22 protein-coding genes are annotated in these 26,695 nt (G+C 73.2%); 6 read left to right on the forward strand and 16 right to left on the reverse strand.

Translation table 11 applies throughout. The features are described 5' to 3' along the window. Nucleotides 1-164: 164 nt before the first annotated feature. Nucleotides 165-2,279, reverse strand: coding sequence for a bifunctional diguanylate cyclase/phosphodiesterase (locus tag AB0C84_RS28735; RefSeq protein ID WP_344434288.1), 2,115 nt, complete (start codon nt 2,277-2,279; stop codon nt 165-167). A gap of 258 nt (nt 2,280-2,537) precedes the next feature. Beyond that, nucleotides 2,538-4,706 (reverse strand): NAD-dependent DNA ligase LigA, encoded by a 2,169-nt coding sequence (gene ligA / locus AB0C84_RS28740; RefSeq protein WP_258944802.1) that lies wholly within the window; start codon nt 4,704-4,706, stop codon nt 2,538-2,540. Between the two features lie 391 nt (nt 4,707-5,097). On the opposite strand from ligA, the gene AB0C84_RS28745 reads away from it, so the two are divergent. Beyond that, on the forward strand, nt 5,098-6,063 hold the full coding sequence (locus AB0C84_RS28745) for a hypothetical protein (RefSeq protein WP_361072481.1): 966 nt from the start codon (nt 5,098-5,100) through the stop codon (nt 6,061-6,063). A gap of 127 nt (nt 6,064-6,190) precedes the next feature. Here the strand turns inward: AB0C84_RS28745 and AB0C84_RS28750 are convergent, their stop codons facing one another. Genes AB0C84_RS28750 through mnmA form a run of 3 tightly spaced genes read right to left on the reverse strand, consistent with a single transcriptional unit; the run spans nt 6,191 to nt 9,138 of the window. After that, complete coding sequence (locus AB0C84_RS28750) at nt 6,191-7,192, reverse strand: methionine synthase (protein ID WP_361072484.1); 1,002 nt, start codon at nt 7,190-7,192, stop codon at nt 6,191-6,193. A 32-nt stretch (nt 7,193-7,224) separates the two neighbouring features. Then, nucleotides 7,225-8,037 carry an LLM class F420-dependent oxidoreductase gene (locus tag AB0C84_RS28755; protein ID WP_361072487.1) on the reverse strand — a complete coding sequence of 271 codons (813 nt, stop codon included), beginning with the start codon at nt 8,035-8,037 and terminating at the stop codon, nt 7,225-7,227. 24 nt (nt 8,038-8,061) lie between these two features. After that, nucleotides 8,062-9,138 carry a tRNA 2-thiouridine(34) synthase MnmA gene (gene mnmA, locus AB0C84_RS28760; RefSeq protein ID WP_361072490.1) on the reverse strand — a complete coding sequence of 359 codons (1,077 nt, stop codon included), beginning with the start codon at nt 9,136-9,138 and terminating at the stop codon, nt 8,062-8,064. A gap of 67 nt (nt 9,139-9,205) precedes the next feature. Here mnmA and AB0C84_RS28765 point away from each other — a divergent pair, with 67 nt between their 5' ends. Then, nucleotides 9,206-10,291: a DUF695 domain-containing protein gene (locus tag AB0C84_RS28765; protein ID WP_361072493.1), complete on the forward strand. Its 1,086-nt coding sequence runs from the start codon at nt 9,206-9,208 to the stop codon at nt 10,289-10,291. A 183-nt stretch (nt 10,292-10,474) separates the two neighbouring features. Here AB0C84_RS28765 and AB0C84_RS28770 read toward each other — a convergent pair whose 3' ends face one another. Next, nucleotides 10,475-11,302, reverse strand: a complete 828-nt coding sequence (locus AB0C84_RS28770) for a DUF1206 domain-containing protein (RefSeq protein WP_361072496.1) — start codon at nt 11,300-11,302, stop codon at nt 10,475-10,477. Nucleotides 11,303-11,341: 39 nt separating this feature from the next. Further along, the gene (locus AB0C84_RS28775) at nt 11,342-12,517 is read right to left on the reverse strand and encodes a cysteine desulfurase family protein (RefSeq protein ID WP_361072533.1); all 1,176 of its coding nucleotides are present in this window, start codon (nt 12,515-12,517) and stop codon (nt 11,342-11,344) included. 144 nt (nt 12,518-12,661) lie between these two features. Between AB0C84_RS28775 and AB0C84_RS28780 the strand changes: the two genes are divergently transcribed. The 3 genes from AB0C84_RS28780 to AB0C84_RS28790 all read left to right on the forward strand — a co-directional run bounded on the left by AB0C84_RS28780 (nt 12,662) and on the right by AB0C84_RS28790 (nt 16,395). Further along, the gene (locus tag AB0C84_RS28780) at nt 12,662-13,183 is read left to right on the forward strand and encodes a TetR/AcrR family transcriptional regulator (RefSeq protein ID WP_338741153.1); all 522 of its coding nucleotides are present in this window, start codon (nt 12,662-12,664) and stop codon (nt 13,181-13,183) included. Between the two features lie 140 nt (nt 13,184-13,323). Further along, nucleotides 13,324-14,544 (forward strand): MFS transporter, encoded by a 1,221-nt coding sequence (locus AB0C84_RS28785; protein ID WP_361072499.1) that lies wholly within the window; start codon nt 13,324-13,326, stop codon nt 14,542-14,544. A 48-nt stretch (nt 14,545-14,592) separates the two neighbouring features. Then, entirely contained in the window at nt 14,593-16,395 is a 1,803-nt protein-coding gene (locus tag AB0C84_RS28790) for a serine/threonine-protein kinase (RefSeq protein WP_361072502.1), read from the forward strand. Between the two features lie 63 nt (nt 16,396-16,458). Here the strand turns inward: AB0C84_RS28790 and AB0C84_RS28795 are convergent, their stop codons facing one another. The 8 genes from AB0C84_RS28795 to AB0C84_RS28830 all read right to left on the reverse strand — a co-directional run bounded on the left by AB0C84_RS28795 (nt 16,459) and on the right by AB0C84_RS28830 (nt 25,331). After that, complete coding sequence (locus AB0C84_RS28795) at nt 16,459-17,409, reverse strand: electron transfer flavoprotein subunit alpha/FixB family protein (protein WP_361072505.1); 951 nt, start codon at nt 17,407-17,409, stop codon at nt 16,459-16,461. 21 nt (nt 17,410-17,430) lie between these two features. Then, nucleotides 17,431-18,210 carry an electron transfer flavoprotein subunit beta/FixA family protein gene (locus tag AB0C84_RS28800; RefSeq protein ID WP_179843434.1) on the reverse strand — a complete coding sequence of 260 codons (780 nt, stop codon included), beginning with the start codon at nt 18,208-18,210 and terminating at the stop codon, nt 17,431-17,433. Between the two features lie 275 nt (nt 18,211-18,485). After that, nucleotides 18,486-19,790 carry a hypothetical protein gene (locus AB0C84_RS28805; protein ID WP_361072508.1) on the reverse strand — a complete coding sequence of 435 codons (1,305 nt, stop codon included), beginning with the start codon at nt 19,788-19,790 and terminating at the stop codon, nt 18,486-18,488. A 61-nt stretch (nt 19,791-19,851) separates the two neighbouring features. After that, entirely contained in the window at nt 19,852-21,807 is a 1,956-nt protein-coding gene (locus AB0C84_RS28810) for a serine/threonine-protein kinase (protein ID WP_361072511.1), read from the reverse strand. Between the two features lie 48 nt (nt 21,808-21,855). Further along, nucleotides 21,856-22,665 carry a serine/threonine-protein kinase gene (locus tag AB0C84_RS28815; RefSeq protein WP_361072514.1) on the reverse strand — a complete coding sequence of 270 codons (810 nt, stop codon included), beginning with the start codon at nt 22,663-22,665 and terminating at the stop codon, nt 21,856-21,858. Between the two features lie 43 nt (nt 22,666-22,708). Then, on the reverse strand, nt 22,709-23,659 hold the full coding sequence (locus AB0C84_RS28820; RefSeq protein ID WP_361072517.1) for an acyl-ACP desaturase: 951 nt from the start codon (nt 23,657-23,659) through the stop codon (nt 22,709-22,711). Between the two features lie 171 nt (nt 23,660-23,830). After that, nucleotides 23,831-24,598: an SDR family oxidoreductase gene (locus tag AB0C84_RS28825; RefSeq protein WP_361072520.1), complete on the reverse strand. Its 768-nt coding sequence runs from the start codon at nt 24,596-24,598 to the stop codon at nt 23,831-23,833. A 67-nt stretch (nt 24,599-24,665) separates the two neighbouring features. Then, nucleotides 24,666-25,331, reverse strand: a complete 666-nt coding sequence (locus AB0C84_RS28830; protein ID WP_361072523.1) for an NAD(P)-binding domain-containing protein — start codon at nt 25,329-25,331, stop codon at nt 24,666-24,668. Nucleotides 25,332-25,414: 83 nt separating this feature from the next. On the opposite strand from AB0C84_RS28830, the gene AB0C84_RS28835 reads away from it, so the two are divergent. Then, entirely contained in the window at nt 25,415-25,786 is a 372-nt protein-coding gene (locus AB0C84_RS28835) for a helix-turn-helix domain-containing protein (protein ID WP_361072526.1), read from the forward strand. Here the strand turns inward: AB0C84_RS28835 and AB0C84_RS28840 are convergent. Further along, on the reverse strand, nt 25,773-26,555 hold the full coding sequence (locus tag AB0C84_RS28840) for an enoyl-CoA hydratase-related protein (RefSeq protein WP_258944786.1): 783 nt from the start codon (nt 26,553-26,555) through the stop codon (nt 25,773-25,775). The two genes, AB0C84_RS28835 and AB0C84_RS28840, sit on opposite strands and share 14 nt — an antisense overlap. Between the last annotated feature and the right edge of the window lie 140 nt (nt 26,556-26,695).

Here is a 26,695-nt window from a genome sequence, read left to right on the forward strand (position 1 = left end):
TCCTTCGGCGTGAGGCAGAGCACCGCGCAGGGAGTCCCCGGCAGCGAGCGCATCGGCGGAGGTGATCCTAGGGTCCGGCCGGCTTCACGGACACCGGGACGGCCACGCGGGCGATCCCACAGCCATGCGGTCGGCACCTTTGTGGCGGCGGCCCGCCGGGCAGGTCAGGCGCCTCCGGGGGCCTTGACCGAGGGAACGGCGAAGGAGTAGAGCCAGTCGGTCGCGGTCGCGGCGTCCATGGGGCGGCAGAAGTGCCAGCCCTGGGCGGCGTCGCAGCCCATCTCGCGGAGCCTCTCGGCGGTCGCGGGGTCCTCGACGCCCTCGGCGACCGAGCGCAGGCCGAGGGTGCGGACGAGGTCGACGATCGAGCGGACGATGACGGCGTCGTCGGGCGAGTCGGCCAGCCGCCGCACGAACGAGGAGTCGATCTTGATCTCCTCGACGGGCAGGCGCTTGAGCCGGACGAGGGAGGAGTAGCCGGTGCCGAAGTCGTCCAGGCTGAGCGGGATGCCGAGCTCGGCGAGGGCGCTGACGGTGTCGGAGGCGTAGGCGGGCTCGTTCATCAGGATGCGCTCGGTGATCTCCAGCTGGAGCGCGGCGGCGGGCAGGCCGCGGGCGAGCAGGCCCTCCTCGATGACCTCGGTGAGGCCGGTGTCGAGCAGGTCGCGTCCCGAGGCGTTCACCGCCACCTGGACGGGCATGTCGGCCCGCCACCACGCGGCGGTCTGGGCGAGCGCGGCCTGCACCACGTAGTGGGTGATCGAGCGCATCAGGTAGGTCTGCTCGGCGACCGACAGGAACGCCTCGGGTTCCAGGAGGCCCTGGTCGGGGTGGCGCCAGCGCAGCAGGGCCTCCATGCCGACGAGGTGGCCGTCCCGCAGCGAGATCTTCGGCTGGTAGAACAGCTCCAGCTCGGAGCGGTCGAGGGCGCGGCGCAGGTCGCCGAGCATGCTGAGCCGGGCCGGGGAGTTGCGGTCCTTGCCGGGCGAGTACGTCTCGACGCCGGTCCGGGCCTCCTTGGCGTTGTACATGGCGACGTCGGCGCGTTGCAGCAGCAGCTCGAAGTCGGGCGCGTGGTCGGGGAACAGCGCGATGCCGACGCTGGCCTCAAGGTCGAACGACATGCCGTCCAGCCGGACGGGTTCGGACAGCGCGGCGCGCAGCCGGGCGGCGACCTCGCGGGCGGCGGCCTCGTCCCGGACGGTGGGCAGCAGCACCGCGAACTCGTCGCCGCCGAGCCGCGCGACGAGGTCGCCGGGGCGGACGCTGTGGGTGAGCCGGTGCGCGACGAGTTGCAGCAGCCGGTCGCCGGTGGGGTGCCCGAGGGTGTCGTTGACCTCCTTGAACCGGTCGAGGTCGAGCAGGAACAGCCCGGCGCGCTGGTCCGGCGGGTCGGCCGCCTTGCGCCGCCGGGCCCCGAGGCCGGCGGCGCGCGGGAGCCGCCGGTCCGCGCCGCGCGCCTCGGCGAGGGCCTCCTCGGTGCGGACGATCAGCAGCTTGCGGTTGGGCAGGCCGGTCAGCCCGTCGTGCAGCGCCTGGTGCTCGCGCCGGACCGAGACGGAGGCGTTGAGGTAGACGGCGATGAACGGCAGGACGATCAGCGGCACGAAGACGGCGGACCGGTCCATCGCGATCACCATCAGCGGGGCGAGGCCGAGCAGCGCCAGGTGCACGAGGACCTGGTAGGCGAGGTCCCAGCGGAGCGCCTTGACGAGCGAGACGCGGGCGTGCAGCGCGACGGCGGCGCCGACGAGGGTGTCGTTGCAGGCGAAGTAGACGGCGCCGGCGAGCGCGATCGCGGGCAGGTCGGAGCCGTGCGGCACCCACAGCCGCGAGGGGGTCGCGAGGTCGCCGGAGAGCGCGAGGACGAGCTGGGCGGCGGCCAGGCTGAGGGTGTACTGGGCGACGTTGAAGGCGATGCGGTGCGGGGAGCGGCCGCGGAAGATCCCGCAGGTGATCACGGCGGCGGCCTGGAGGGCGGCGGCGATGGGCAGCCCCGCGTACAGCAGCGCGGCGAACGAGAACGTGGTCGAGGTGGTGGCGCCGTTGTTCTCGGTGCTCCCGGGCGTGATGATCGGCCTCAGCTCGCCGAAGATGATGAAGCAGGCGAGGATCCAGAACACCGGGGTGCCGGCGAGGGCGTCCAGGTCGGCGCGGGTCAGCCCGGAGAACGCGGCGACCCCGGCGGCGACGCCGAGCAGGATGACGACGACGAAGTAGATCCACAACGGGGAGCCACGGCGTGGCGCCGTGTTCCGCGTGTTGTTCGGGTCCTTCATCACATCCTCGGGGGGCTGCGGGGGGCCGTCCCCCGGCACCGGGCGTCCCCGACCTCGGGGGACGCCCCCCGGGTGTTACGTCCGGAGATTTCAGGTGTGGGTCGTGATGTGAGGGAGGGTACGGCCTTCGCTCAACTTCGCGAAACCGGTTGCGTACGTTCCGTTATTTCCTTTCCACGCCCGTCCCTCGGCGGTGGGTAGTGGAAGTGTACCCCTGAGTAACGCAACCCTGGTCGAAACCCCCGCAACCACACCGTGTTAGGCCTCGGCGCGCATAGTTACGTTTTTGGCCGCATCTGGCCCATCGGACAGTAGGACCCGGAACCCCTCCTCGGCGAGGACCGGCACGCCCAACTTGACCGCTTTGTCGTATTTCGACCCTGGGCTGTCGCCGACGACCACGAAGCCCGTCTTCTTCGACACCGAGCCGGACACCTTGCCGCCGAGCCGCTGCACCGCCTCGGTCGCCGAGTCGCGGCTGAACCCCTCCAGCGACCCGGTGATCACCACCGTGACGCCCTCCAGCGGGCGCGGGCCCGCGGCGCCCTCGTCCTCCATCCGGACACCGGCGGCCCGCCACTTGTCGACGATCTCGCGGTGCCAGGGCTCCTCGAACCACTTCTTGATCGACGCGGCGATGGTCGGGCCGACGCCGTCGACCGCGGCGAGCTCCTCCTCCGACGCCTCGGCGATCGCGTCCAGCGAGCGCATCTCGCGCGCGAGGTCCTGGGCGGCGGACGGCCCCACGTGCCGGATCGACAGCGCCACCAGCACCCGCCACAGCGGCTGCCGCTTGGCCTTCTCCAGCTCCTCGAAGAGGATCTCGACCGTCTTCTTCGGCTCGCCCTCCTTGTTGGCGAAGAACGACACGACCTTCGGCTCGCCGGTCTTCGGGTCGGTCTTGGTCGTCCCGGTCCGCTGGTCGAGGACGAGGCTCCTGATCGGGAGCAGCTGGTCGACGGTGATGTGGAACAGGTCGCCCTCGTTCTTCACCGGCGGGTCGCTCGGCTCCAGCGGCTGGGTGAGCGCCGTCGCCGCGACGTAGCCGAGCGCCTCGATGTCGAGCACCTTGCGGCTCGCCAGGTAGAACAGCCGCTCGCGCAGCTGGCCGGGGCAGCTCCTGGCGTTCGGGCAGCGGATGTCGACGTCGCCCTCCTTCTCGTACGCCAGCTCCGTCCCGCACTCGGGGCACGTGCCCGGCATGACGAACTCGCGCTCCGACCCGTCGCGCAGCCCGGTCACCGGCGCGACGATCTCGGGGATGACGTCGCCCGCCTTGCGCAGCACGACCGTGTCGCCGATCAGCACGCCCTTGCGCCTGACCTCGCTCGCGTTGTGCAGCGTCGCCCGCTCGACCGTGGACCCGGCGACCTTGATCGGCTCCATCACCCCGTAGGGCGTGACGCGCCCCGTCCGCCCCACCCCGACCTTGATGTCGAGGAGCTTGGTGTTGACCTCCTCGGGCGGGTACTTCCACGCGATCGCCCAGCGCGGCGCCCGGCTCGTCGACCCGAGCCGCCGCTGCAGCGCGAACTGGTCGACCTTGACCACGACCCCGTCGATCTCGTAGGCGGTGCCGTGCCGGTCCTCGCCGTACTCCTCGATGTACTCGCGGACGGCGCCGAGCCCGCCGACGACCTTGTAGCGGTCGCTGACCGGCAGGCCCCACCCGCGCATCAGCTCGTACGCGCCGGACTGGCTGTCGGGCTGCGTCCCGCCCCGCCACGCGCCGAACCCGTGGACGAGCATGCCGAGCGGCCGGTGTGCGGTGACCCGCGGGTCCTTCTGCCGCAGCGAGCCCGCCGCCGCGTTGCGCGGGTTGGCGAAGGGCTCCTTGCCCGCCTCGATCTGGACCGCGTTGACCTGCTCGAACCCCTCGACCGGCAGGAAGACCTCGCCGCGGACCTCCAGCACGTCCGGCCAGCCGTCGCCGGCCAGCCGGGAGGGGATGTCGGCGATGGTGCGGACGTTGTTGGTGACGTCCTCGCCGGTGCGCCCGTCGCCGCGGGTGACCCCGCGCGTGAGCCGCCCCTTCTCGTAGGTCAGCGCGATCGCCAGCCCGTCGATCTTCAGCTCGCACAGGTAGCCGGCGACCTCGCCGACCTCCTTGACGACCCGCTCGTCCCAGGCGAGCAGCTCGTCGGCGCTCATCGCGTTGTCCAGGCTCTGCATCCGCTCCAGGTGCTGGACGGTCGCGAAGTCGGTGACGATCGGCGCGCCGACCCGCTGCGTCGGCGAGTCGGGCGTGACCAGTTCCGGATGCCGCTCCTCCAGCGCGCGGATGTCGCGCATCATCCGGTCGTACTCGGCGTCGGAGAGCGTCGGCTGGTCGAGGACGTAGTACCGGTAGTTGGCCTCGTCGAGCCGCTCGCTCAGCTCCTTGTGGCGCTGCCGCGCCTCGGCCGGAACGCCGTCGCTCATGGTCATGCCCCCATTCTCGCCAACGGGTCCGACAATCGGCCGCACGAGGGGCGGTCGGCCGAGCGTGTCGGACTTCGATCCATGCTCGCTACTTTTGTCCACATCTGTCATCTTGTTGGCCGCAACGGCCGCGGCCCGCCGCCCGGCGGCGACGTGACGGTCCGATCGACAGTCGGTCACCTCTACGGGACGAACCGGGACCCCCGGTAGCGAGATCATCAACAGCGCCCCCGCGGGGCACGCCCTGGCTCCCTCGCCCGCCCCAACGGCGTCCGCGTCCCCCCGACACTGGTGGAACTGCGCGTGTAAGCATCTCTTCGGCCGAAATGCCGACGAGGCGAATCACCAGGCGGCACACTCTTCCCCCGGGCCGGGGGGATGCCAGAAAGGGAGACACGTGCTCGACGCACGACATGTCATCATCACTCATTCCGCGGCCGACCGCGCGGCGGCGGTCCTCGGCTACAACCGCGACCAGGCCAGGACCTGGCTCGACAAGGAGAAGCGCAAGGGCCGCGTCGTCGACCGGTTGCCGCACCCGTTCAGCGGGAAGCGCAGCCGCTCCGGCCACTTCGTCCTCATCGAGGAAACACTGATCATGCAGCTGACCCGCACCGAGAAGGGCGAGTGGCTGGCCACCGGCTGCGAGTTCTTCCCGGCCTGGCTGCGGGCCCGCGGCCTGGGCGGCGAGAAGATCGACCCGTTCGCGCTGGCGAGCAACGAGCTGACCGCCCGGATCGGCTTCAGCGAGCACGCCCTGGACCGCTACGCCCAACGCACGGCGGGCTTCCCAGAGCGCCGGCTGAGCGACTGGGAGAAGAACCAGGCCAAGGCCGAACTACGGCGGCAGTTGTCCCGCGACGCCCACGCTTCGCGCGAACGCCCCGCCTGGTACCGCTCGCGCACACCCAACGACTTCTTCGTCATCGCCGAGGGCGGAGAGATCTGCATCCCGATGCGTCACACCCCCGGCAGCGCCACGCCGTTCACCGCGCTGACGGTCCTGCACCAGTCGATGAGGCTGTTCGACAAGACACCGGACGATCTGGCCAGAGCCTGCCAGTTCACCCCGGAGGCACTGGAGCAGGCGGCCCTCTTCTCCACCAACGGCGACAAGCCGGGCACCTGGCTCTCAACCCAGATCACCGGCTCAGGCCAACTCTCCTGGCACCCACCCCACGGCCACCGCCCACACCCCGGAGCCAGGTTCTACGTCCACGCAGGCTCGGTCTTCCTCCCGGCCGCCTGGGACAAGCAGAGCCGCCAACCCCTAGTAATCCTCGGCATCCACCGCATCAGACTGCCCCTCGCCCAGCGCATCCTCGCCTGGCTCCGAGGCCGCTTCGCCCTGCGGGTGAACTGACAAGGCACGAGCCGGCGATAGAGAACGGCGGCTCGCCCCCCAGCTAGGAAGAAGGTCTTGCCTCCGCTTGCCAGGAGGGGCTTACACGGTTCTCAGCCGCAGCGCGCTCGCCGCGAAGCGTTCCGGGTTACTCGGCGGCTTCGTGGAGCATGCGGGCGGTTTCGCGGGAGCGTTTCAGAGCGGCGCGGACGTGGCGAGGGGAGGCGCTTGCCATGCCGCAAGTCGGGGTGATCACGACTTGTTCCGCCAGTTGCTTGGGTGGGAAGCCGAAGCGGCGCCATAGGTCCCGCACCGGTTCGGCGGTCGCCTTGAGGGGCGGGAGGGCTGCGTCGGTGGCGGGGACTGCACCTAGGAGCAGGGCTATCCCTGCGTCGATCGCCTCGCCTACCGCGTCGTCGTCGCGTCTTGGGACTAGGCGCAGGTCGATTGAGAGGGCCTTTGCGCCGGCGCCGCGCAGGAGGTTGTAGGGGACGTTCCGGGCGCAGCAGTGGACGACGGGGTAAGCGTCCGTCGCGTCGATCACGGTGCGGAGGGCCTCTTCGGCGATCGGCTCCTCGATCGCCCGTAGGCGGGAGAAGCCGCTGGCGGTCGGGACCGTCCCGGCCAGGGCGGCGGGCAGGCTGGGCTCGTCCAGCTGGAGGACGATCTGCGCCGCCGGCAGGCGGCGCTGGACGTCGGCCACGTGGGCGGCGACGCCCTCGGCCAGCGAGGCGGTCAGGTCTCGGACGGCGCCCGGGTCCTTCAGTGCCCGGTCGCCGTGCCGCAGTTCGATCGAGGCGGCCAGGGTCCAGGGGCCGCAGACCTGGATCTTGAACGGGCCGTCGTGGGCGCCCGCGAGTTCCTCCAGGACGTCCAGGTCGCGGGCGAGGTGGTCGCGGGAGCGCTGCATGTCGCGGCCCGGGCGGTCGGAGAAGCGCCAGCCGGACGGCTCCAGGTGCACGGGCATCTCGACCAGCAGGCCGGCGGTCCGTCCCGCCAGGTCGGCGCCGGGGCCGCGGGCGGGCAGTTCGGGCAGGTGCGGCAGGTCGGGCAGTTCGCCGAGGACGATCCGCAGCGCCTCGGCGGGGTCCTCCCCCGGATAGGACCCGACGCCGGTCGCCGACCCGGCCTGCCACGGAAAGCTCGTCACCCTCGAAGCCTATCGGCGCCGCGATGCGCTGATCACAGCAGCGCGGCGAGCCGGTCGAGGTTGCGGAGTGTGTCGTTCTCCGGCTCGGTGCGCAGGTGGAACAGGACCTCGTCGGCGCCCGCGGCCTCCAGTTCGGCGAGGGCCTCCGGTCTGCCCGGGACGGCGAAGACGGTGACCGGCACCCGGCGGTTCGTTCGTCCGCGCAGGTCCGCGATGCGGGTGGCGAGGTCGCCGGTTCCGTAGAGCGGCATCCATCCGTCGCCGTACTCGGCGACCCGGTCGAGAGCCGTCGGCCCCGAGCCGCCGACCAGTACGGGCGGATGCGGGTCCTGGACGGGCTTGGGGTAGGAGAACACCGGGTCGAAGTCGACGAACTCGCCGTGGAACTCGGCGTGTTCCTGCGTCCACAGCTCCTTGACCGCGAGGACCCGTTCGCGCATCAGCCGCATCCGGGTCGCCGGGTCGGTGCCGTGGTCGCGCATCTCCTCCCGGTTCCAGCCGGCGCCGACGCCGAGCGCGGCGCGGCCGCCGGAGACCAGGTCGAGGGAGGCGACCTCCTTCGCCAGGGTGATCGGGTCGCGCTGGACGACCAGCGCGACGCCCGTCCCGAGCCGGAGCCGCGCGGTGACGGCGGCGGCCGCCGACAGGACGACGAACGGGTCGAGCGTCCGGTAGTAGACGCGCGGCAGGTCGCCGCCGCCCGGATAGGCCGTCTCCCGGCTCACCGGGATGTGCGTGTGCTCGGTGACGAACAGGGAACCGAACCCGCGTTCCTCCAGCGCCCGCCCGAGCGCGGTGGGACCAATTCCCTCATCGGTCACGAACGTCGAGACTCCGAAGCGCATCACGCTCTCCTTCCGGCGCCCTGGTCAGGCGGTGACGCGCGCGGTCTCGGCGATCGTGGCGGAGGCGAGGACGCGGTCGCCGTCGTAGAGGACGGCGGCCTGGCCGGTCGCCACTCCCCGCGCGGGGGTGGCCAGCCGGATGCGGAGATCGTCCCCGGTCTGCTCGGCCGTGCAGTCGTAGACCTCGCCGTGCGCGCGGAGCTGGACCTGGCAGCCGAAGGGGCCCTGCGGGGCCTCGCTCAGCCACACCGGGCGCTCACCGGTGATCTCGTGGACGTCCAGCGACTCGCGCGGCCCCACGGTCACGGTGTTGGTGACCGGGGAGATGTCCAGGACGTAGCGGGGCCGGCCGTCCGGCGCCGGGGTGCCGATCCGCAGGCCCTTGCGCTGGCCGATCGTGTAGGCGTACGCGCCGTCGTGCTCGCCGACCTCGTTGCCGTCGGCGTCGATGATCGGGCCGGGCGCCGCCCCCAGCCGCTCGGCGAGGAAGCCGCGGGTGTCGCCGTCGGCGATGAAGCAGATGTCGTGGCTGTCGGGCTTGTCGGCGACCTGGATGCCGCGCCGCTCCGCCTCCCGCCGGATGTCGGCCTTGGAGGTGTCGCCGAGCGGGAACAGGGCGTGCGCGAGCTGCTCGGGCGTGCAGACGGCCAGCACGTACGACTGGTCCTTGCCCGCGTCGACACCGCGGCGCAGGACGCCGCCGTCGAGCCGCGCGTAGTGGCCGGTGCAGACGGCGTCGAACCCGAGCGCCATCGCGCGGTCCAGCAGCGCGGCGAACTTGATCTTCTCGTTGCAGCGCAGGCACGGGTTCGGGGTGCGGCCCGCCGCGTACTCGCTGACGAAGTCCTCCACCACGTCCCGGTGGAAGCGTTCGGCGAGGTCCCAGACGTAGAACGGGATGCCGATCACGTCGGCGGCGCGGCGGGCGTCCCTGGAGTCCTCCAGGGTGCAGCATCCGCGCGCCCCCGTCCGGTACGACTGGGGGTTGCTGGACAGGGCCATGTGGACGCCGGTCACGTCGTGCCCGGCCTCGGCGGCGCGGGCTGCGGCCACGGCGGAGTCGACGCCGCCCGACATGGCGGCGAGTACACGGAGAGGCATAGTCCTTCGAGCGTACGCGGCGTGGCCCGGTCCGCCGACGTCATTTCCGCGTACGATTGGGGCCGCTATGGGAATCTTCCGCCGTCCGCGCGAGGCGTCCGCCGCCGCACCGCCCGCCATCAGCGAGTTCTGGGAGTGGTGGGCGCAGGCCCGCCCGACGATCGAGGCCTCGCTGGCCCCCGGGCCGGAGCAGTCCGAGGAGTCCGATCCGGCCGTGCCCGGCGAGGGCCTGTCCGCCGAGACGATGGAGGAGCTGTCCCGCCGCGTCCACAAGATCCATCCCGGGCTGCAGTGGGAGATCGGCGGCGCCGACGACCGCAACCCCTCGCTGACCGTCACCGGCGGCGGCGACCCCGAGCTGCGCGGCCTGACCGAGCGCTGGGCGCGCTCCGCCCCGACCGGCTCCGCGGCGGGCGGCTGGAGCTTCCACCCGTCCCGCCAGGCCGACCCGGAGATGCTCGGGCAGGACCTCATCCTCGGCGACCACGAGTTCGACCTGGAGTACGTCCGGCTCGGCATGCGCGCCGACGCCGACCGCGCCCGCGTGCACATCACCGCCTACCACCCCGACTTCCTGTTCGTCTCCGAGGAGCAGCAGCTCCAGGTCGCGCTGAACGTCCTGCACTGGGCGCTCGGGGAGGACGACGTGGCCCGCTGGGTCGGCGAGATCACGATCGCGACCGAGGCGCCGATCGACTCGCTGCCGCCGTCCATGCTGTCCGCGGTCGTGGAGCAGATCTCCGAGCCGTTCGCCGAGCCCGCGTGGCTGACCGGCGAGGGCCGCACGCCCCGCGGCCACCCCGCCCGCCTCGGCGCCCGGTTCCCGCTGCACCGGCAGGACTACCCGCTCTGCGACCTGCACGTGGCGATCAGCGTCCCGTACGCCAACAGCAACCCCGACCGGCTGCCCGTCGAGCCGTCGTCGGGCGCGCTGCGCGCGTTCGAGAAGAAGCTCGCCAAGCTCGGCGACCGGGCCGTCCTCGCCGTCCGCGAGACGGGCGACGGCCTGCGCGTCTTCCACCTGTACGCCGACCCCGACTCCGGCGTCATCTCCGAGCTCGACCAGCTCGCCGCAGGCTGGCCGGAGGGCAAGGCCAAGGTCGCCTCCACCAACGACCCCGGCTGGCGAGCCCTCGCCCCCTACCAGCCATAACTTCCAGGGGGGCGACCCCCTGGAACCCCCGTTGCGAGCCGGGCGATCCTCACGCCACGGTGCGGGTTTCCGTGCCCGTGCGGGTTGTCTGCGTGTCGCTGCGGTCGCCCGGCTCGACGCATGCTCGCTGCGCTCGCTCCACGCGCCTGCCCGTGACCGGTGGCCGGGGTTCGAGCCTGTGAGCTAGTTGCTTGCATCCACCTTGCGGTAGCGCGCCTCGCAGAAGTTGTAGAGGCCGAAGGTGATGACGCCCAGGGCTATGGCGGCCAGGCCCCAGGGGCCGGCGGGGGTGTCGGCGAACTCGCGGAGCGTTCCGTCCAGGCCCTGGGCCTTGTCGGGCTGAAAGCTGATGGCCGCGTAGGCGAGGAAGGCGCCGACGGCGGCGACGACGAGGCCGCGGGCGGTGTTGCCGACCATGGCGAGGGGCTTGACGACGCGGCGGGCGGTCTTGCCCATCTCCCAGGACTTCAGTTCCTTCATGAACTTGTGCCGGAAAGCGTTCACGACCATGACCGCGCCCACGACGACGAAGCCCACCGCGACCGCCAGGACGAGCCAGCGGCCGCCGGGCGCCTCCATGAGCCGCGCGGTGTAGGTCTTGGACTGCTTGTCGCTGGACGAGCCGTGGTGGCCGAAGAGGAACGCGAGGGTCCCCACGAACGCGACCGCGTAGATGACGGCGCGTGCGGCCGACCCCAGGCGCTTGGTCGCCTTGTCGCCGTCCGGGACGGGACGGCCGAGCAGGGCCTCCGCGACCTGCCAGAGGACGAGCGCGGCGAAGCCGACCGCCATCAGCCCGATGAGGACGAGGCCGCCCGGCTTGTCGGCGATGGTCTCCAGCGCGCCCGTGCGGTCGGCCTCCTTCCCGCCGCCGCCGAAGGCGACCTGGAGGGCCAGCCAGCCGATGAGGAGGTAGAGCAGGCCGCGCGCGACCAGCCCCACCCGGGACATGTGGTGGAACCAGGGGTGTCCCGCCGCCTGCTTGAGCCCGTGGCTCACATCCGTCGTCACGGCCACGCTGTCCCCGTTCAAGGAACGGTCAAACCAGCGTCAGCTGAGACCCGCGCGGCGGGCGCGCTCGACGACCGGGCCGATGGCGCCGGCGAGGGCCTTCACGTCGGCCTCGGTGCTGGTGTGGCCGAGGGAGAAGCGCAGCGAGCCGCGGGCGCGTTCGGCCCCCGCGTCCATGGCGACCAGGACGTGGCTGGGCTGGGAGACGCCCGCCGAGCACGCCGAGCCGGTGGAGCAGGCGATGCCGCGCGCGTCCAGCAGCATGAGGAGGGCGTCGCCCTCGCAGCCGGGGAAGGAGAAGTGCGCGTTGCCGGGGAGGCGGTCGTCCGGGTCGCCGTTCAGCACCGCCTCGGGGACGGCGTCCCGCACGGCGGCGATCAGCTCGTCGCGCAGCCCGGCGAGGCGGGCGGCCTCGGCGTCGCGGTGGGCGAGCGAGGCCTGGACGGCGGCGGCGAACCCCGCGATGGCGGGGGCGTCGAGCGTCCCGGACCGGACGTCGCGCTCCTGGCCGCCGCCGTGCAGCAGCGGCACCGGGTCGAGGAACACCGGCGGTTTCGGCTTGGCCAGCAGCAGGGCGCCGACGCCGATGGGGCCGCCGAGCTTGTGGCCGGTGATGGTCAGGGCCTGCGCGCCGCTCGCCGCGAACCCGACGGGCAGCTGGCCAGCGGCCTGGACGGCGTCGGTGTGCAGCGGGACGCCGCGCTCTCCGGCGGCGGCGGCCAGCTCGGCGACGGGCTGGACGGTGCCGACCTCGTTGTTGGCCCACATCACGGTGGCGAGCGCCACGTCGTCGCCGGAGCCGAGCAGTTCGCGCAGCGCGTCGGGGGTGACGCGGCCGAGCCCGTCGACCGGGACGACGTCGACCCGGGCGCCCTCGTGGGTGGTGAGCCACTGGACCGCGTCCAGGACGGCGTGGTGCTCGACGGCGCCGACGAGCACGCGGGTGCGGGCCGGGTCGGCTGCGCGGCGCGCCCAGTAGATCCCCTTGACGGCGAGGTTGTCGGCCTCGGTGCCGCCGGAGGTGAACACGACCTCGCTCGGGCGGGCGCCGAACGCCTCGGCGATGATCTCGCGGGACTCCTCGACGACGCGCCGGGCCCGCCGGCCCGCCGCGTGCAGCGACGAGGGGTTGCCGAGCTCGCGCAGCTCCGCCGTCATCGCCTCGACGGCCTCGGGCCGCATCGGAGTGGTCGCCGCATGGTCGAGGTAGGTCACCACGCCGACAACAGTATCCGCGCCCTTCCTGTTCCCTTCGCGGGGCCGGGGGGACGGCCGGAACCCGCCTCCCGACCAGGGCGGAATAGCGGCCGGTACGGCGCTGTTGGCCGTATACCGTCCAGCCGGTACAGTAGGAGCGTCATGAAACGAGAAGCCCTCTTGGACGCCGCCGAGTCCGTGCTCTTCGAGCAGGGGACGCAGGCGCTGACGCTCAGCGCGGTCGCCGACCGCGCCGGCGTCAGCAAGGGAGGGCTGCTCTACCACTTCCCCACCAAGGAGGCGCTCGTGCGGGCCATGGTGGCGCGGGTCATCGAGGAGTTCGACGACCTGATCGCCTCCCACGACGACGGCACGCCGGGCTCCTACACCCGCGCCTACGTCGAGGCCACGTTCGAGATCCTCACCGGTGAGGCCCGCGCCTACCGGCGGTGGTCGGCCATCACGGCCGCGGCCGCCGACCCCGAGCAGGCCGAGCCGCTGAACGAGGCGATGCGCCGCTGGCACGCGCCCGACCCGGCGGGCGGTCCCGACCCGGGCAACGCGGCGGTCGTCAGGCTGGCGGCCGAGGGCCTCTGGGAGGTGGTCAGCCATGACCCCGGGCTGTACGACGCCGAACAGCTCCGAGCGCTGAGACAGCGGCTGCTGGAGCTGCTGGAGCGCTGACGCCGGGGCGCCGCGCGCCCCACCCGATCTTCCGGACGTTCCGCCCTCATCCGGGCTTGGAGCGTTCCATGACGCACGTCACACGACGCCGCATGCCATCCGCCGGGGTGCGCCCCGCCGAGCCGAGAAAGAGGTGAACAATGCTGTTCCGTGCCCGTTCGGGGACGTTCCTGACCTTCGCACTGGCCGGTCTGCTGACCGGAGTGTGGGTGGCGCGCATGCCCGCGCTGGCCGGCAAGTTCGGGACGAACGAGGGCGAGATCGGCATCGTCGTCCTCGTCTGGGGGCTCGGCGCGATCGCGGCCATGCAGGCGCTGCGCGGCGTGATGGCGCGCGCCGGCAGCCGCACCGTCCTGCGGGTCGCCCTGCCGCTGACGGGACTGTCCTACGCGGCGGTGGCGCTCGCCCCCACCTACGGCGTGCTCCTCGGCGCCGTCGCGCTGTTCGGCATGACGTTCGGGATCACCGACATCGCGATGAACGCGCAGGGCAGCGTCGTCGAGCAGGCGTACCGCCGGTCCATCATGAGCGGCATGCACGCCGGCTGGTGCGTCGGCGCGATGAGCGGCGGCCTGTTCGGCGTCGCCACGGCCGCGGCCGGCTTTGGGTTCACCGAGACCGTGCTGGTCACCGCGCTGCTGTCGGTGCCCGCCGGGCTCGCGCTCGGCCGCAGCTACCTGCCCGACCCCGCCGCGCCCGCCGCGTCCGGGACGGGACGCAGGGCGCGCCGGATGCCCGCCGCCGTCTACCTGATCGGCGTGCTCGCGTTCATCGCGTTCATGACCGAGGGGTCGATCGCCGACTGGAGCGGGCTGCTGCTGCACGACGAGCTCGGCGCGACCGAGGCCGTCGCCGCGGCGGGCTACCCGGTGTTCGAGCTGGCGATGCTGCTCGGCCGGCTCGTCGGCGACCGCGTCCGGATGCGGGTCGGCACCCGCCGGCTGCTGGTCGGCGCGGGCCTCGGCACCGCCGTCGGGATGACCGTCGTCGTGCTGGCGCCGGTCCCGGCGGTGGCGATCGCCGGGTTCTTCCTGACCGGGCTCGTGGTCTGCACGGTCGTCCCGACGACGATCTCGCTGGCGGGCTCCGCCGCGCCGGACCGTCCCGCCGCGGCCGTCGCGCAGGTCGGCGCGATGGGCTACGGCGGCCTGCTGCTCGGCCCGGTCGTGGTCGGCTTCCTGTCGGAGGCCACGTCCCTGCGGGTCGGCGTCGGCGTGGTCGTCGTGCTGGCGCTGCTGATCGCGGCGGGCGCCCGGTACGCGCCGCTGCGCACGGCCGCGGACGTCTCCGTTCCCGCCCCGGCCGAGCCCGCGGAGGCTCCGGCGCGGGACGGCTCGCGGCCGGAACCCGTCGCCGCCTGAGGCCGCCATCCGATATAACCCCTTCCACGACGGGTGTGTGGGGGCGTTATGAGCGGATGGCGGGTTCCGGGCTACAGCGAGCTGCGCGTGCTCGGCGAGGGCGCGCAGGGTCGCGTCGTGCTCGCGCGGCACGACGCGACGGGCCGCCCGGCGGCGATCAAGTATCTTTCGCCGGCCCTCGCCGGGGACGCGGAGTTCCGCGAGCGGTTCCGCGGCGAGGCCGGCCTGCTCAGCCGGCTGCGCGACCCGTTCGTCGCCCAGCTGTTCGGGCTCGTCGAGACGCCGGACGGCGCGGCGATCGTCATGGAGGCGGTGGACGGGGCGCCGCTGAAGTCGGTGCTCGCCGAGCGGGGGCCGCTGGCGCCCGAGGCCGCCCTGGCGGTGCTCAAGGGCTCGCTGCTCGGCCTCGCCGCCGCGCACGGCCTCGGCATCGTCCACCGCGACTACAAGCCCGCGAACGTGATCGTGCGCGCCGACGGGCTGAGCAAGCTGATCGACTTCGGCATCGCGGTGGACGCGGGCGCGTCCGGCCGGTCGGGGACGCCCGTCTACATGGCGCCCGAGCAGTGGCGGGACGAGCCCGCCTCCCCCGCGACCGACGTCTACGCGGCGGCGTGCGTGTTCTTCGAGTGCGTGACGGGACGCCGCCCGTACACCGCGCAGGACCAGACCGCGCTGATGGGCCGCCACCTCACGGCCCCGATCCCGGTGCACGACGTCCCCGGGCCGCTCCGCCCGCTGATCGAGCGCGGGCTGGCGAAGAACCCGTGGGACCGTCCGATGGGCGCCGCCGCGTTCGTCTCCGAACTGGAGTCGGTGGCGGCCGCCGCGTACGGGCCCGACTGGGAGGGGCGCGGCGTCCGCACGCTCGCGGGCGCCGCCGCCGCGCTGTCGGTGCTGTTCCCGCTGACCGCGCTCGGACTCGGCGGAGGCGGCGCGTCGGCGGGGGCGGCCGGAGCCGCGGGCGCCGCCGGGGCGGCCGGGACGGGAGGCGCCGCGGGGACGGGCGGCGCCGGCGCGGCCGGCGCGGCGGGCAAGGGCGTCATCGGCACGCTCGGCGCGAAGGGCACGGCGGCCGTCGCGGGCGGTGCCGCGGCCGTGGCCGTGGGCGGCGGCGCGGCGGTCTACGTCGCGACGGCGGAGGAGGCGCCCAAGCCGATCGTCGCGCGGCTGGTCGCGCTCAGCGAGCCGCGGCAGAGCCTCGGCGGCGGGATGACGTTCCAGGCACAGGGCCGGTTCGTGCGTGTCACGGGCGGGGGCGCCGCACTCAACCGCAAGATCAACCAAGCGCTGCGGGCGCCGCTCGACCAGCGCTGGGCGAAGACGCGCGGCGGCCTGAAGGACATCGGCCGCGGCGCCTACACCGATGTCGTGACGCCGGAGATCCTCCTGCGCAACGACCGGCTGCTGTCCGTCTGGTACAAGGTCGAGCTGCGCGGCGAGCGCGGGACGGGCTGGGACCAGTCCCAGGCCGCGACCGTCGATCTCAAGACGGGGGCGTCCTACAAGCCGCTCGACCTGTTCCGCGTCCCGACCGAGCAGGGCCTCAAGCCGCTGGACCGCAGGATCAAGGCGGGCCAGCCGGGCGGAGCCTTCTGCGGCAGGGGCGAGACGGGCGGCGGCGCCGGCCTGCCGCAGGGCACCGACAACCCGTCCGCCTTCGTCAAGTCGGGCGACGTCACCATGGCGCTCACCCCGAGGGGCCTGCGCGTCGCCTTCTACCTCTCGGTCCTGGGGTACGAGTCGGCGTGCGGCCAGCTGGACACCGTCCTGCCCTACGCGGAGGTCAACGACGTGGTGAAGCCGGCGCTGCTCAAGGCCGTCCCGTACCCGTCGCCCGAACGCTCCTGACCGACGGGGGCCGGAACCGCGAAAGGCCCGGCGACGGAGCGTCGCCGGGCCGTCCGCGCGAGATCACTTGCGCTTGCTGATCTCCTCGGTGAGCTGCGGCGCGACCTGGAACAGGTCGCCCACCACGCCGTAGTCGACGAGCTCGAAGATCGGCGCCTCGGGGTCCTTGTTGACCGCGATGATGGTCTTCGAGGTCTGCATGCCGGCCCGGTGCTGGATGGCGCCGGAGATGCCGACCGCGATGTACAGCTGCGGCGACACCGTCTTGCCGGTCTGGCCGACCTGGAACGAGTGCGGGTACCAGCCGGCGTCGGTCGCGGCGCGGGAGGCGCCGACGGCCGCGCCGAGCGAGTCGGCCAGCCCCTCGATGATCTTGAAGTTCTCGGCGCCGCCGACGCCGCGGCCGCCGGAGACCACGATCGCGGCCTCGGTCAGGTCCGGGCGCTCGCCCTTCTCCTGGACGACCTTCTCCACGATCCTGGCGCCCTTGTCGGCGTCCGAGAGCGTGACCGACACCTGCTCCTCGGCCGGGGTGGCCGGGGACGCCACCGGGGCGACCGAGTTCGGCCGCACCGCGATGATCGGCGTGCCCGTCTTCACCTTGGCGTGCGCGATGATCGCGCCACCGAAGATGGAGTGCTCGCCGACGAAGCCGTCGGCGACGTCCACGACGTCGGTGAGCACGCCGGAGCCGGTCTTGACGGCGAGGCGGCCCGCGATCTCCTTGCCCTCGCCGGTCGCGGCCACCAGCACCGCGGCCGGGGACTTCTCGCCGACGAGCTGGGCCAGCAGCGCGGCCTTCGGGGCGACGACGTAGGAGGTCAGCTCCTCGTCGGCGGCCACGTAGACCCTGCCGGCACCGTACTCGGCGAGCCTGTCCCTGGCGTTCTCATAGCCCGGGCCCACCCATACCGCGGCGGCCTCGCCGAGCCGGTTCGCCAGCGTCAGCAGTTCGAGCGTGACCTTCTTGACCTCACCGTCGACGTGGTCGACGAGGACGAGAATCTCGGCCATGTCTGCAATCCCCTTCCTCGGTCAGACGAACTTCTTCGACGCGAGGAACTCGGCGATCTTCGCACCGCCGTCGCCCTCGTCGGTGACGATCTCGCCCTTGGCGCGCGGCGGCGCCTCGGCGAAGTCGACCACCTCGGTCGAAGCGTTCGCCAGGCCGACCCGGGACGCGTCGATGCCGGCGTCGCCGATGCCGAGCGTCTCGACCGGCTTCTTCTTGGCCGCCATGATCCCCTTGAACGAGGGGTAGCGCGGCTCGTTGATCTTCTCCACCACGGACACCACCGCGGGCAGGCTGGCCTCGACACGGTCGAAGCCGTAGTCGGTCTGCCGCTGCACCTTGATGGACGTCCCGTCGATCTCGACCTTGTTGGCGAGCGACAGCTGCGGGACGCCGAGGCGCTCGGCGAGCATCGCGGCGATCATGCCGGTGCGCGCGTCGGTGGACTCCGCGCCGAGGACGACCAGGTCGAACCCGGTGCGTCCGAGCGCCTGCTCCAGCGCGTACGAGGTCGACAGCGCGTCGGAGCCCGCGAGGCCGTCGTCGAGGAGGTGGACGGCCTTGTCGGCGCCCATCGCCAGCGACTTGCGGATGGAGTCGGTGGCCTTGTCGGGGCCCATGGTGAGGACGGTCACCTCGCCGCCGTGGGCCTCCTTGATGCGCAGCGCCTCTTCGATGGCGTACTCGCAGAGTTCGTTGATGACGCCGTCCGCCGCGGCGCGGTCGAGCGTGCTGTCATCGGACTTCAGCTTGCGCGGGCTCTCCGTATCGGGAACCTGCTTCACCAGGACGACGATGTTCATGGCCGGTGGCCGACCTCCCTGCACTCAGTTGGCCGCTGAGGTAAGCGGCAGAGGGGCGCCGCCCATGACGGGTCGACGCGGGCATGCGCTTTCGCAGTCACAGCCTGCCAAACACCCGAACGTGCTTCGGAGCCGGGTCCCCGGTTCGGCCGTGCACCCTAATGTTACTCACCGGTAGCCTACTGGCAAATCCCAGTTCGTGAGACCTTACCCACGTGCCCGGGGGGTTTGCGGTGCATGAGGCGTTCCGAACCGGACGTGACGGACATCATGCCTCACACCCTGTTGACGGCGTGCTGGAGGCGGTCCATCGAGCTCTCCAGCGTCCGCTGGAGCCCGTAGGTCGGCGAGAAGCTCGGCGTCAGCGTCATCGCGCCGACGCCGACGAGCAGGCACAGCACGCCGAGGCCCACGACCGCGGCGGCGACGGCGCGCGGCCGCCGCGCCACCGGCAGGAACATCCGCTCCAACTGGCGGCGCGGGGCGCTGACGCCCGGCGCCGTCCACAGCACCGCGGCCCCGGCTCCGGCTCCGAACGCGCAGGCCGTGAGGGAGTCCAGCTTCCCGCCGACCGCCGACGCCGCGGCGAGCCCGAGCGGGACGGCGACCGTGAACACCGCCGCGTAGGGGACGGTCAGCAGCGTCCGCCCGAACGCCCACGCCCAGCCGCGCGCCGTGGTGCCCGCCACGCGCAGCAGCGTCACCGCGACCAGGGTCAGGACGAGTCCCGCGATCGGCAGCATGATCACGACACCGACGCCGGCCACCACGACCATGGCCGCGAGCAGCCGCGCCCAGCCCAGCGTCACCGCCATGTCATGGGCCGCCGTCTCATGCGCCGCCGTCTCCCGCTCCGCGGCGGGGCCCGGCGCGGCGGGGCCGGGCGGCGCGGCGGGAGCCGAGGGCGCGGGCGCCTCGGCGGGGCGGGGGGCGGGGGCGGCGGCCGGGAGCTTCAGGCGGGACGAGGCCTCCGCCAGCTCCGCCGCCGACGGCCGCGCGGCCGGGTCCGGATGCGAGGCGGCCGCCACCAGCGGGCGCAGGTCGGCGGGCAGCGCCTCGGCGGGCGCGTCCGGACGGCCGGTGGCGGCGAACGCTACCGTGGCCGCCCACGCGCTGACGTCGTCGCCCGCGTCGGCGCCGGCGGTCAGCGCGAAGTCGACGACGACCGGCGCGTCGTCCACGACCAGGACCGTCCCCGGCCCGAGCTCGCCGTGCGCGAGGCCGGTCAGATGGATGGCGGCGAGCGCCTTGGCCAGCCCGAAGGCCATGCGTCGCAGCGCGTCCCCCGACATCGGCCCCTGCCCGGCGACCGTCTCCGCGAGCGGGCGCCCGGGGACGAACCGGAACACCACGTAGGGGCGCGGGCCGGCGGCCTCGCCGTCCAGGACGTCCGCCACGTAGGGGCTGAGCACCTCGCGCATCCGCGCCACATCGGGGGCGGCGCCCGGAGGCAGGAGCCGGATAGCCACGTCGCGGCCATCGGGACCCGCGGCGCGGTGGACGTCGCCGGTACCGCCGCCCAGCCTGGACAGCAGCCGGTACGGACCGATGTGCGCCTGGTGGCTCGTCTCACCGCTCATAATGGGTCGCCACCCTACCGACCCGAGAGGGGCCGCGCCCCCGTCGCGGGAGCGCCGCGCGTCACGTCCCGGGGATGCTCGCGACGAGATCGTGGACGTCGGTGCGCAGGCTCTCCAGGTCCTGGCTCATCCCGTCCACCGGCGTGGTGTCGGGCGGCTGCCGCTGCGACAGCCCGACCAGCACCGCGGCGAAGATCCCGAGGATGAGCGCGCCGACGAGCGCGGCCTCGGCGCGCGGCAGCACAGCGCCCCAGACGCGGGCGAGCTGGCGGCGGGGCGCGCCGCTGCCCGGCGCGAGGCACAGCAGCCCGATCACCGCCATGGCCGTGTAGGCGATGGCCTTGGCCGCGTTCATGTCCGGGTTCGCGAAGATCAGCACGCCGAGCAGGACCAGCCCGGCGACGCCGCTGAGCGACGTCCACAGCACGGTGGACATCAGGGCGCCGGGCAGGTGCAGCGGCGTCCGGAACGCCGCCGCCACGGCGTCGCCCGAGCGCGGCCCCCGCCGCGTCTGGCGGCCCTCCATGCCCTTGGCCGCCTTGTCGCCCATCCGCAGGACGAACACGCCGGCGACGGTGACGCCGAGGGCGAGCAGCGGCGCGATGTTGGCGAACCCGAGCAGCGCCACCAGCACGATGAGGCTGAGCACCCGGTACCAGCCGTAGGGCTTGCGCCGTTCCTTGTCGCGCTCGGACCCGTCGGCGCGGGCCTGGTCGGGACGCTGCCGCGCCTCCGGCTCGTAGGGGCCGCGCTGGAGCGCGCCCTGCGGGGGCTGCGGGGGCTGGTTCTGCGGGGGCCCGTACTGCGGCGGCGGATAGCCGCCCTGGTAGGGCCCCTGGTCGTAGGGGGCGGGCGGCCCGTAGCCGCGCTGCCCGTACTGCTCCCCCGCCTTGAACGGCGCGGGCCCGGGCGGCGGGACGGGCGGCGGCGCGGCGGGCGGCAGCTGGCCCACGAAGTCCTTCGGCTGGGCCGGGACGGGCGCGGGCGACGGGACGGGCGCGGGCGAGGGAACCGGCAGCCCGGCCGCCGCCGAGGACGTTCCGGGCGACGGCGGGTCCTGCGGCGACGACGCCGGCATGGAGAACTGCCGGGAGTGGTCGGCCGCCGGATCATCCGGCCGCGACGCTCCGACCGCGCCGACCGCACCGGCCGCGCCCGCCGCGCCCGGCGCCGGGTAGTGCCGGTCGACGCGCGTCTGGTCGGTGATGGTGGCTTCGAGGTGGATGCGGCGCGTGAGCTGCACCAGGTTGACCGCCGTCGGGCGCTCGGCCGGGTGCCGCGCCATCGCCGACCGCAGCACGGGCAGCATCGCCTCGGGCACGCCGTCCAGGTCGGGCGTGCTCTGCATGATCTTGTAGAAGATCGACTCGAAGGTGCCGGAGCCGAAGGGCGGGCGGCCGGTCGCGGCGTAGGCGACCGTCCCGCCCCAGGCGTGCACGTCCGACGGCGGGCCCGCGTCCTCGCCCTCGATGATCTCCGGGGCGAGGTAGCCGGGGGTGCCGATGACCATGCCGGTCGCGGTCAGCCGGGTCGCGTCGGCGGCCTGCGCGATGCCGAAGTCGATCACGACGGGCTCGCCGTCCACGAGCATCACGTTGCCGGGCTTCATGTCGCGGTGCACGATCCCCGCGCCGTGGATCGCCGACAGCGCCGAGGCCAGTCCCACGCCGAGCCGCTGCAGCGCCGGCCCGTAGATCGGGCCGGACTCCTCGACGATCTCCTCCAGCGTGCGGCCGGGCACGTACTGGGTCACGATGTAGGGCTGGTCGGCCGTCACGTCGGCGTCGAGGATCTCGGCGACGTGCGGGCTGTGCACCCTGCGCATCGAGTCGACCTCGCGGGCCAGCCGGCGACGCGCCGTGGCGTCCCCCGCGACCGCGGGCCGCAGCACCTTGATGGCCACGTTGCGCCCCTCGGGGTCGGCGCCGAGGTAGACGACGCCCATGCCCCCTTCCCCCAGGGTCTGCTGGACGCTGTAGTGGCCGATACGGTCCCCGGACGTGACGGCTCCCTTCATCGTTTCCGAAACCCTACCCTTGCCCATCCCGCCGACGAGATCCAGCCATCAGGCCGCCACCACCCCGTCGCCCTCCGTGGCGGCCAGCGCCCCCGCGAACCAGCGCGCGGAGGGGCGCTGCGCGGGGTCGCGGCGGAACGCCGCCCGCAGCAGCCCCGCCAGCGGCTCCGGAGCACCGCCGATGTCGGCCTGGCCGCGCAGGATCCTGAAGCACACCCCGTGCAGCGACCCGCGCCCGAACGGCGGGCGGCCCGTCGCCGCGTAGGCCACGGTCGACGCCCACGAGAACACGTCCGACGCGGTGGTGGCGCGCTCCCCCTCGATCAGCTCGGGCGCCAGGTAGGCGGGCGTCCCCACGACCATGCCGCGCCTGGTGATCTGCTCCGCGCCGGACTCGTGCGCGATACCGAAGTCGATCAGCGTCGGCCGGTCGCCCAGCACGATGACGTTGCCGGGCGACACGTCGCGGTGCAGCACGCCCGCGTCGTGGACGTCCCCGAGCGCCAGCGCCAGCCGCCGCGCGAACCGGACGAGCCGGTCGCCGCGCAGCGGCCCGTACGCCGCGACGAGGTCGTTCAGCGGGCAGCCCGGCACGTACTGCATGACCACGTGCGGCCGCGGCGCCGCGAGCGCGCCGTCCAGCAGCCGGGCGACGTAGGCGCTGCGCACCCGCGCCTGCGCCCGCACCTCCCGCGCCAGCCGGCTGATCGCCTCCGGCTCCCCCGTGAGCTCCGGAACGAGCTCCTTGACCGCGACCTCCCGGCCGCCGGCGTCCATGGCCAGGTAGACCACCGCCGTGCTCCCCCGGCCGATCTCGTCCAGTAACCGATATCCGCCCAGTCGCCTGTGCGTCCCCATGCACCCTTTGACGCCGGAAAGCGCCCCCCGGTTTCCCGGCTCGTCAGCCCTTGCGGGCCGCCTGGCGGGCGCGGCGCTCTTCGCGGCGGGTCTCGAACTTGGTGGCGGCGGCGTCGAGGTGATCCAGGAACTCGGCGAGCTCCTCGCGGGCCTTCTCGCCGTCGCCGGTCAGGTCGGTGCGGTCGAAGACGCCCCACTTGCGCAGCACCGGGACGAGCACGTCGTCGTGGTGGAGCCGCAGGTCGTAGATGCCGGCGTTGGCGATGACGACCGACTTGCGCAGGAAGCCGTCGATGCTGTGGCCGGGCATCTGGAACGACGTCACGACGTCGGTGACCGCCCGCATCGTCTCGTTCGGGGCGGCCTCCAGCGCGGCGGCCATCAGGTTCCGGTAGAAGATCATGTGGAGGTTCTCGTCGGCGGCGATGCGGGTCATCATCTGCTCGCAGACGGGGTCGCCGGACGCCTTGCCGGTGTTGCGGTGCGACACGCGGGTCGCGAGCTCCTGGAACGACACGTACGCCGTCCCGTGCAGGAACGAGTCGCCGTGGTCGGCCTCGTAGCCGGCCTCCATGTGGTGCATGCGGGCGCGCTCCAGCGCGACCGGGTCGACCGCGCGGCTCACGGTGAGGTAGTCGCGCAGGGCGATGCCGTGCCGGTTCTCCTCGGCCGTCCAGCGGTTCACCCAGGTGCCCCAGGCGCCGTCGCGGCCGAAGACCGTGGCGATGGCGCGGTGGTAGCCGGGGAGGTTGTCCTCGGTGAGCAGGTTCACGATCAGCGAGTCGCGCGCCTCGGGTGTCACCTTCGACTGCTCGATGGACCACGGCTCGCCGTTCAGCGGTCCGTCGAAGTCGCGGCCCTCGCTCCACGGGACGTACTGGTGCGGGAACCATTCCTTGGCCATCGACAGGTGCCGGTTCAGTTCCTGCTCGACCACCGGCTCGAGGTCGAGCATGAGGCCGGTCTGGGACTTCTCTTCGGGGGTCAGGGACATGCGGTTCCTTCGCTGGACGAGGTCGTCTTTGCGGGCGCCAGCAGGCCGTTCACAACCTACTCAAGCGTAGGTTCGATCGTCGCGAGTCGGCACGAGCCCCGTCAAGTCAGCACCGCGACAAGCGCGGCGCGGGAACTTTTGTAGATCCGCGCGAAACGGCGTGACGTCATGTCACCGCGTGTCGGCGGCCTGTTGCCACATGCGGTTCACGGCGGCCCTGAGCAGCGGCCTCGGAACGAGGCGCAGCGCGGGGAGCGCGGCCTTGTACTGCATGCCGGGAACGCACAGCGCGCGGCCGGTCGCCACCGCCTCCAGCCCCGCCCGCGCCACGTCCTCGCGCCGCAGCCAGAGGAGGTTGGCCGGGACGTCGTCGTCGGTGCGGGTGAATCCCGGGCACAGCGCCGTCACATGGACGCCCTTCGCCGCGACCTCCGAGTGCAGGCTCTCGGAGAACGACGCCACGTACGCCTTCGTCGCCCCGTAGGTGGCGCTGCCGGGCGAGGGCGTGAACCCCGCCATCGACGCGACGTTCAGCACCCCGCCCCGGCCGCGCGCGATCATCCCGGGCAGGGCGGCGTGGGTGAGCCGCACGAGGGCGGCCACGTTCAGCTCGATCTGCGCCAGGTGGTCGTCCACCGGCAGTTCCGCGAACGCCCCGAAGGCCCCGTACCCGGCGTTGTTGACCAGCAACTCGACCGGCTCGGCGCGCAGCCGCCCCTCGACCTCGGCGCGCCGCGCGGGATCGGTGAGGTCGGCGGCCATGACCTCCACGGCCACCCGGTACCGTTCGACGAGTTCGCGGGCCAGTCCGTCCAGCCGCTCGCTCCGGCGGGCCACGATCACCAGGTCGGTGCCGCCGCCGGCCAGGAGGCGGGCGAAGCTCTCGCCGATACCGCTGGACGCCCCCGTCACGAGCGCGGTCCGGTACGCATGTCGCATGGCGGCAGATGCTATCGGCGGTTCTTCGCGCACCCCCACAGCACGCCCAAAAAACACAAATAACGTTTCAGCCCGCGAGTTCTGAGGTGCGCTCAGGGTCGCCCCCAGCGTACTTCGGAGGCGGCAGCATCGTGGCCGGGTCCTCGCCGGCCACCCACAACCCCACCATGAACGCGGTCGCCGCCTCCAGGAGCCCGGCCCTCTCCAGGCTCCCGCCGTCCATCGGCACGCAGCCGAGGTCGCCCACCAGGCCCCGCACCACGGCGAGGGCCGCCTCGTCGTCCCCGCACAGGGGAACCCCGAGGGGACGCCCCGCGAACGCCGGGGGCGTCATCCGCCACACGCTCTCGTGGCAGGTGTTGAAGGCCTTGACGACCCGCGCGCCGGTGGCGTCGGCGATTCGCCGCGCCGCGGACGGGCCGCCCGCCGTCTTGAGCCGCTCGAAGGGCGGCTCCATGGGGTTGGTGCAGTCGATCAGCACGCGGCCCTCCAGCGGCCCCGCCTCGCGCAGGACGTCCTGGACGCCCTCGTGCCAGACGGCGAGGAGCACCGCGTCCCCGGACTCCGCGGCCTCCCGCAGCGTGCCGCCGGTCGCGCCGTGCCCGATCCGTCCGGCCAGCGCGACCGCCTTCGCGGGCGTCCGCGCCCCGATCCGCACCCGGTGTCCCTTGCGCGCCCACTGCGTGGCGAGCGCTTCCGCCATGGCGCCCGCGCCGAGCACTCCGATCCGCATGACGTCCCTCCCGTTCGTTTACCGTCGGTCGGGACGTTAGGCGGTCCGTTCCGCACCATCCGGTGCGTATCGGAAGGGGCAGGATGGCGGGCGAACCCATGGACGAGTACGAGTACATCGCCGACTGCCGGACGCGGCTCGGCCTCGACCTGCTGTCCGGCACCTGGACGGGCGTCGTGCTGTGGACGCTCCAGCACGGCCCGCTGCGTCCCGGCGAGATGCGGGCGCGGATCGGCGGCATCAGCCACAAGGTGCTGACCGAGACGCTCCGCCGCCTCGAACGCGACGGCCTGGTGGCCCGCCGCCGCTACGCCGAGGCGCCCCCGCGCGTCGAGTACGAGCTGACCGCGCCGGGGCGCGGGATGCTCGAACCCCTCGCCGCCCTCGGCCGCTGGACCGAGCGCTACGCCGAGGAGGTGCTCGACACGCGGGACGGCGCGCTCAGCGACCGGTGAAGGTGGCCTTGCCGGGGCCCTCCTCCATGAAGCTCTTCATACCGCTCGCCTGGTCCTCGGTGGCGAACAGCGCCGCGAACTGCGTCCGCTCGATCTCCAGCCCGGTGTCGAGGTCGGCCTCCAGGCCCCGGTCGATGGCCTGCTTGGCGGCGCGCAGCGCGATCGCGGGGCCGCCGACGAACGTCGCCGCCCACTCCCGGGCGGCGGTGTAGACGGCGTCGTCCGCGACGACCCGGTCGACCAGGCCCATCGCGAGGGCCTCGTCCGCGGCGACGTGCCGTCCCGAGAAGATCAGGTCCTTGGCCTTCGACGGGCCGACCAGCCGGGCCAGCCGCTGCGTGCCGCCCGCGCCGGGGATGATGCCGAGCTGGATCTCCGGCTGCCCCACCTTCGCGCTCTCGCCCGCGACGCGGAAGTCGGCGGTCAGCGCCACCTCCAGCCCGCCGCCGAGCGCGTACCCGGTGATCGCGGCGATGACCGGCTTCGGGATCGCCGCGAGCGCCTTGGCGAAGTCCTGCAGCAGCCGCGAGTGGCCCGCCGACATCTCCGCGTACGACATCGGGGCCATCTCCTTGATGTCCGCGCCCGCCGCGAACACCCGCTCGCCCCCGTACAGCACGACCGCGCCGACCGCCTCGTCCTGCGTGACCTGCCGGGCCGCGTCGATCAGCTCGCGCTGCATCTGGGCGTTCAGGGCGTTCATCTTCGGACGGTCCAGCCTGATCGTCGCGATCCCGTCCTCGACCTCGACCCGTACGAACTCGCCCACGGCGACCCTCCCTGTGCAACCCAACGGCGGACGCCCCGAGCCTAAGCTGTGTTGCAGAGTCCCGGCCCACTTCGCTCGCCTGGCGGCTCGCTACGTGACCGGGCCTGGGCGAACGCGGCATCGCTTCGCGATCTGCCCGG

Source organism: Actinomadura sp. NPDC048955, assembly GCF_040649435.1.
In the GTDB taxonomy this organism is placed as follows: domain Bacteria; phylum Actinomycetota; class Actinomycetes; order Streptosporangiales; family Streptosporangiaceae; genus Spirillospora; species Spirillospora luteofluorescens.

What these genes read in the sequence shown, in the direction of transcription:
- AB0C84_RS28735 (WP_344434288.1), bottom strand. Translation starts at nt 2,279, where the DNA reads ATGAAGGACCCGAACAACACGCGGAACACGGCGCCACGCCGTGGCTCC.
- ligA (WP_258944802.1), bottom strand. Translation starts at nt 4,706, where the DNA reads ATGACCATGAGCGACGGCGTTCCGGCCGAGGCGCGGCAGCGCCACAAG.
- AB0C84_RS28755 (WP_361072487.1), bottom strand. Translation starts at nt 8,037, where the DNA reads ATGCGCTTCGGAGTCTCGACGTTCGTGACCGATGAGGGAATTGGTCCC.
- mnmA (WP_361072490.1), bottom strand. Translation starts at nt 9,138, where the DNA reads ATGCCTCTCCGTGTACTCGCCGCCATGTCGGGCGGCGTCGACTCCGCC.
- AB0C84_RS28765 (WP_361072493.1), top strand. Translation starts at nt 9,206, where the DNA reads ATGGGAATCTTCCGCCGTCCGCGCGAGGCGTCCGCCGCCGCACCGCCC.
- AB0C84_RS28780 (WP_338741153.1), top strand. Translation starts at nt 12,662, where the DNA reads ATGAAACGAGAAGCCCTCTTGGACGCCGCCGAGTCCGTGCTCTTCGAG.
- AB0C84_RS28785 (WP_361072499.1), top strand. Translation starts at nt 13,324, where the DNA reads ATGCTGTTCCGTGCCCGTTCGGGGACGTTCCTGACCTTCGCACTGGCC.
- AB0C84_RS28790 (WP_361072502.1), top strand. Translation starts at nt 14,593, where the DNA reads ATGAGCGGATGGCGGGTTCCGGGCTACAGCGAGCTGCGCGTGCTCGGC.
- AB0C84_RS28795 (WP_361072505.1), bottom strand. Translation starts at nt 17,409, where the DNA reads ATGGCCGAGATTCTCGTCCTCGTCGACCACGTCGACGGTGAGGTCAAG.
- AB0C84_RS28800 (WP_179843434.1), bottom strand. Translation starts at nt 18,210, where the DNA reads ATGAACATCGTCGTCCTGGTGAAGCAGGTTCCCGATACGGAGAGCCCG.
- AB0C84_RS28805 (WP_361072508.1), bottom strand. Translation starts at nt 19,790, where the DNA reads ATGAGCGGTGAGACGAGCCACCAGGCGCACATCGGTCCGTACCGGCTG.
- AB0C84_RS28810 (WP_361072511.1), bottom strand. Translation starts at nt 21,807, where the DNA reads ATGAAGGGAGCCGTCACGTCCGGGGACCGTATCGGCCACTACAGCGTC.
- AB0C84_RS28815 (WP_361072514.1), bottom strand. Translation starts at nt 22,665, where the DNA reads ATGGGGACGCACAGGCGACTGGGCGGATATCGGTTACTGGACGAGATC.
- AB0C84_RS28820 (WP_361072517.1), bottom strand. Translation starts at nt 23,659, where the DNA reads ATGTCCCTGACCCCCGAAGAGAAGTCCCAGACCGGCCTCATGCTCGAC.
- AB0C84_RS28825 (WP_361072520.1), bottom strand. Translation starts at nt 24,598, where the DNA reads ATGCGACATGCGTACCGGACCGCGCTCGTGACGGGGGCGTCCAGCGGT.
- AB0C84_RS28830 (WP_361072523.1), bottom strand. Translation starts at nt 25,331, where the DNA reads ATGCGGATCGGAGTGCTCGGCGCGGGCGCCATGGCGGAAGCGCTCGCC.
- AB0C84_RS28835 (WP_361072526.1), top strand. Translation starts at nt 25,415, where the DNA reads ATGGCGGGCGAACCCATGGACGAGTACGAGTACATCGCCGACTGCCGG.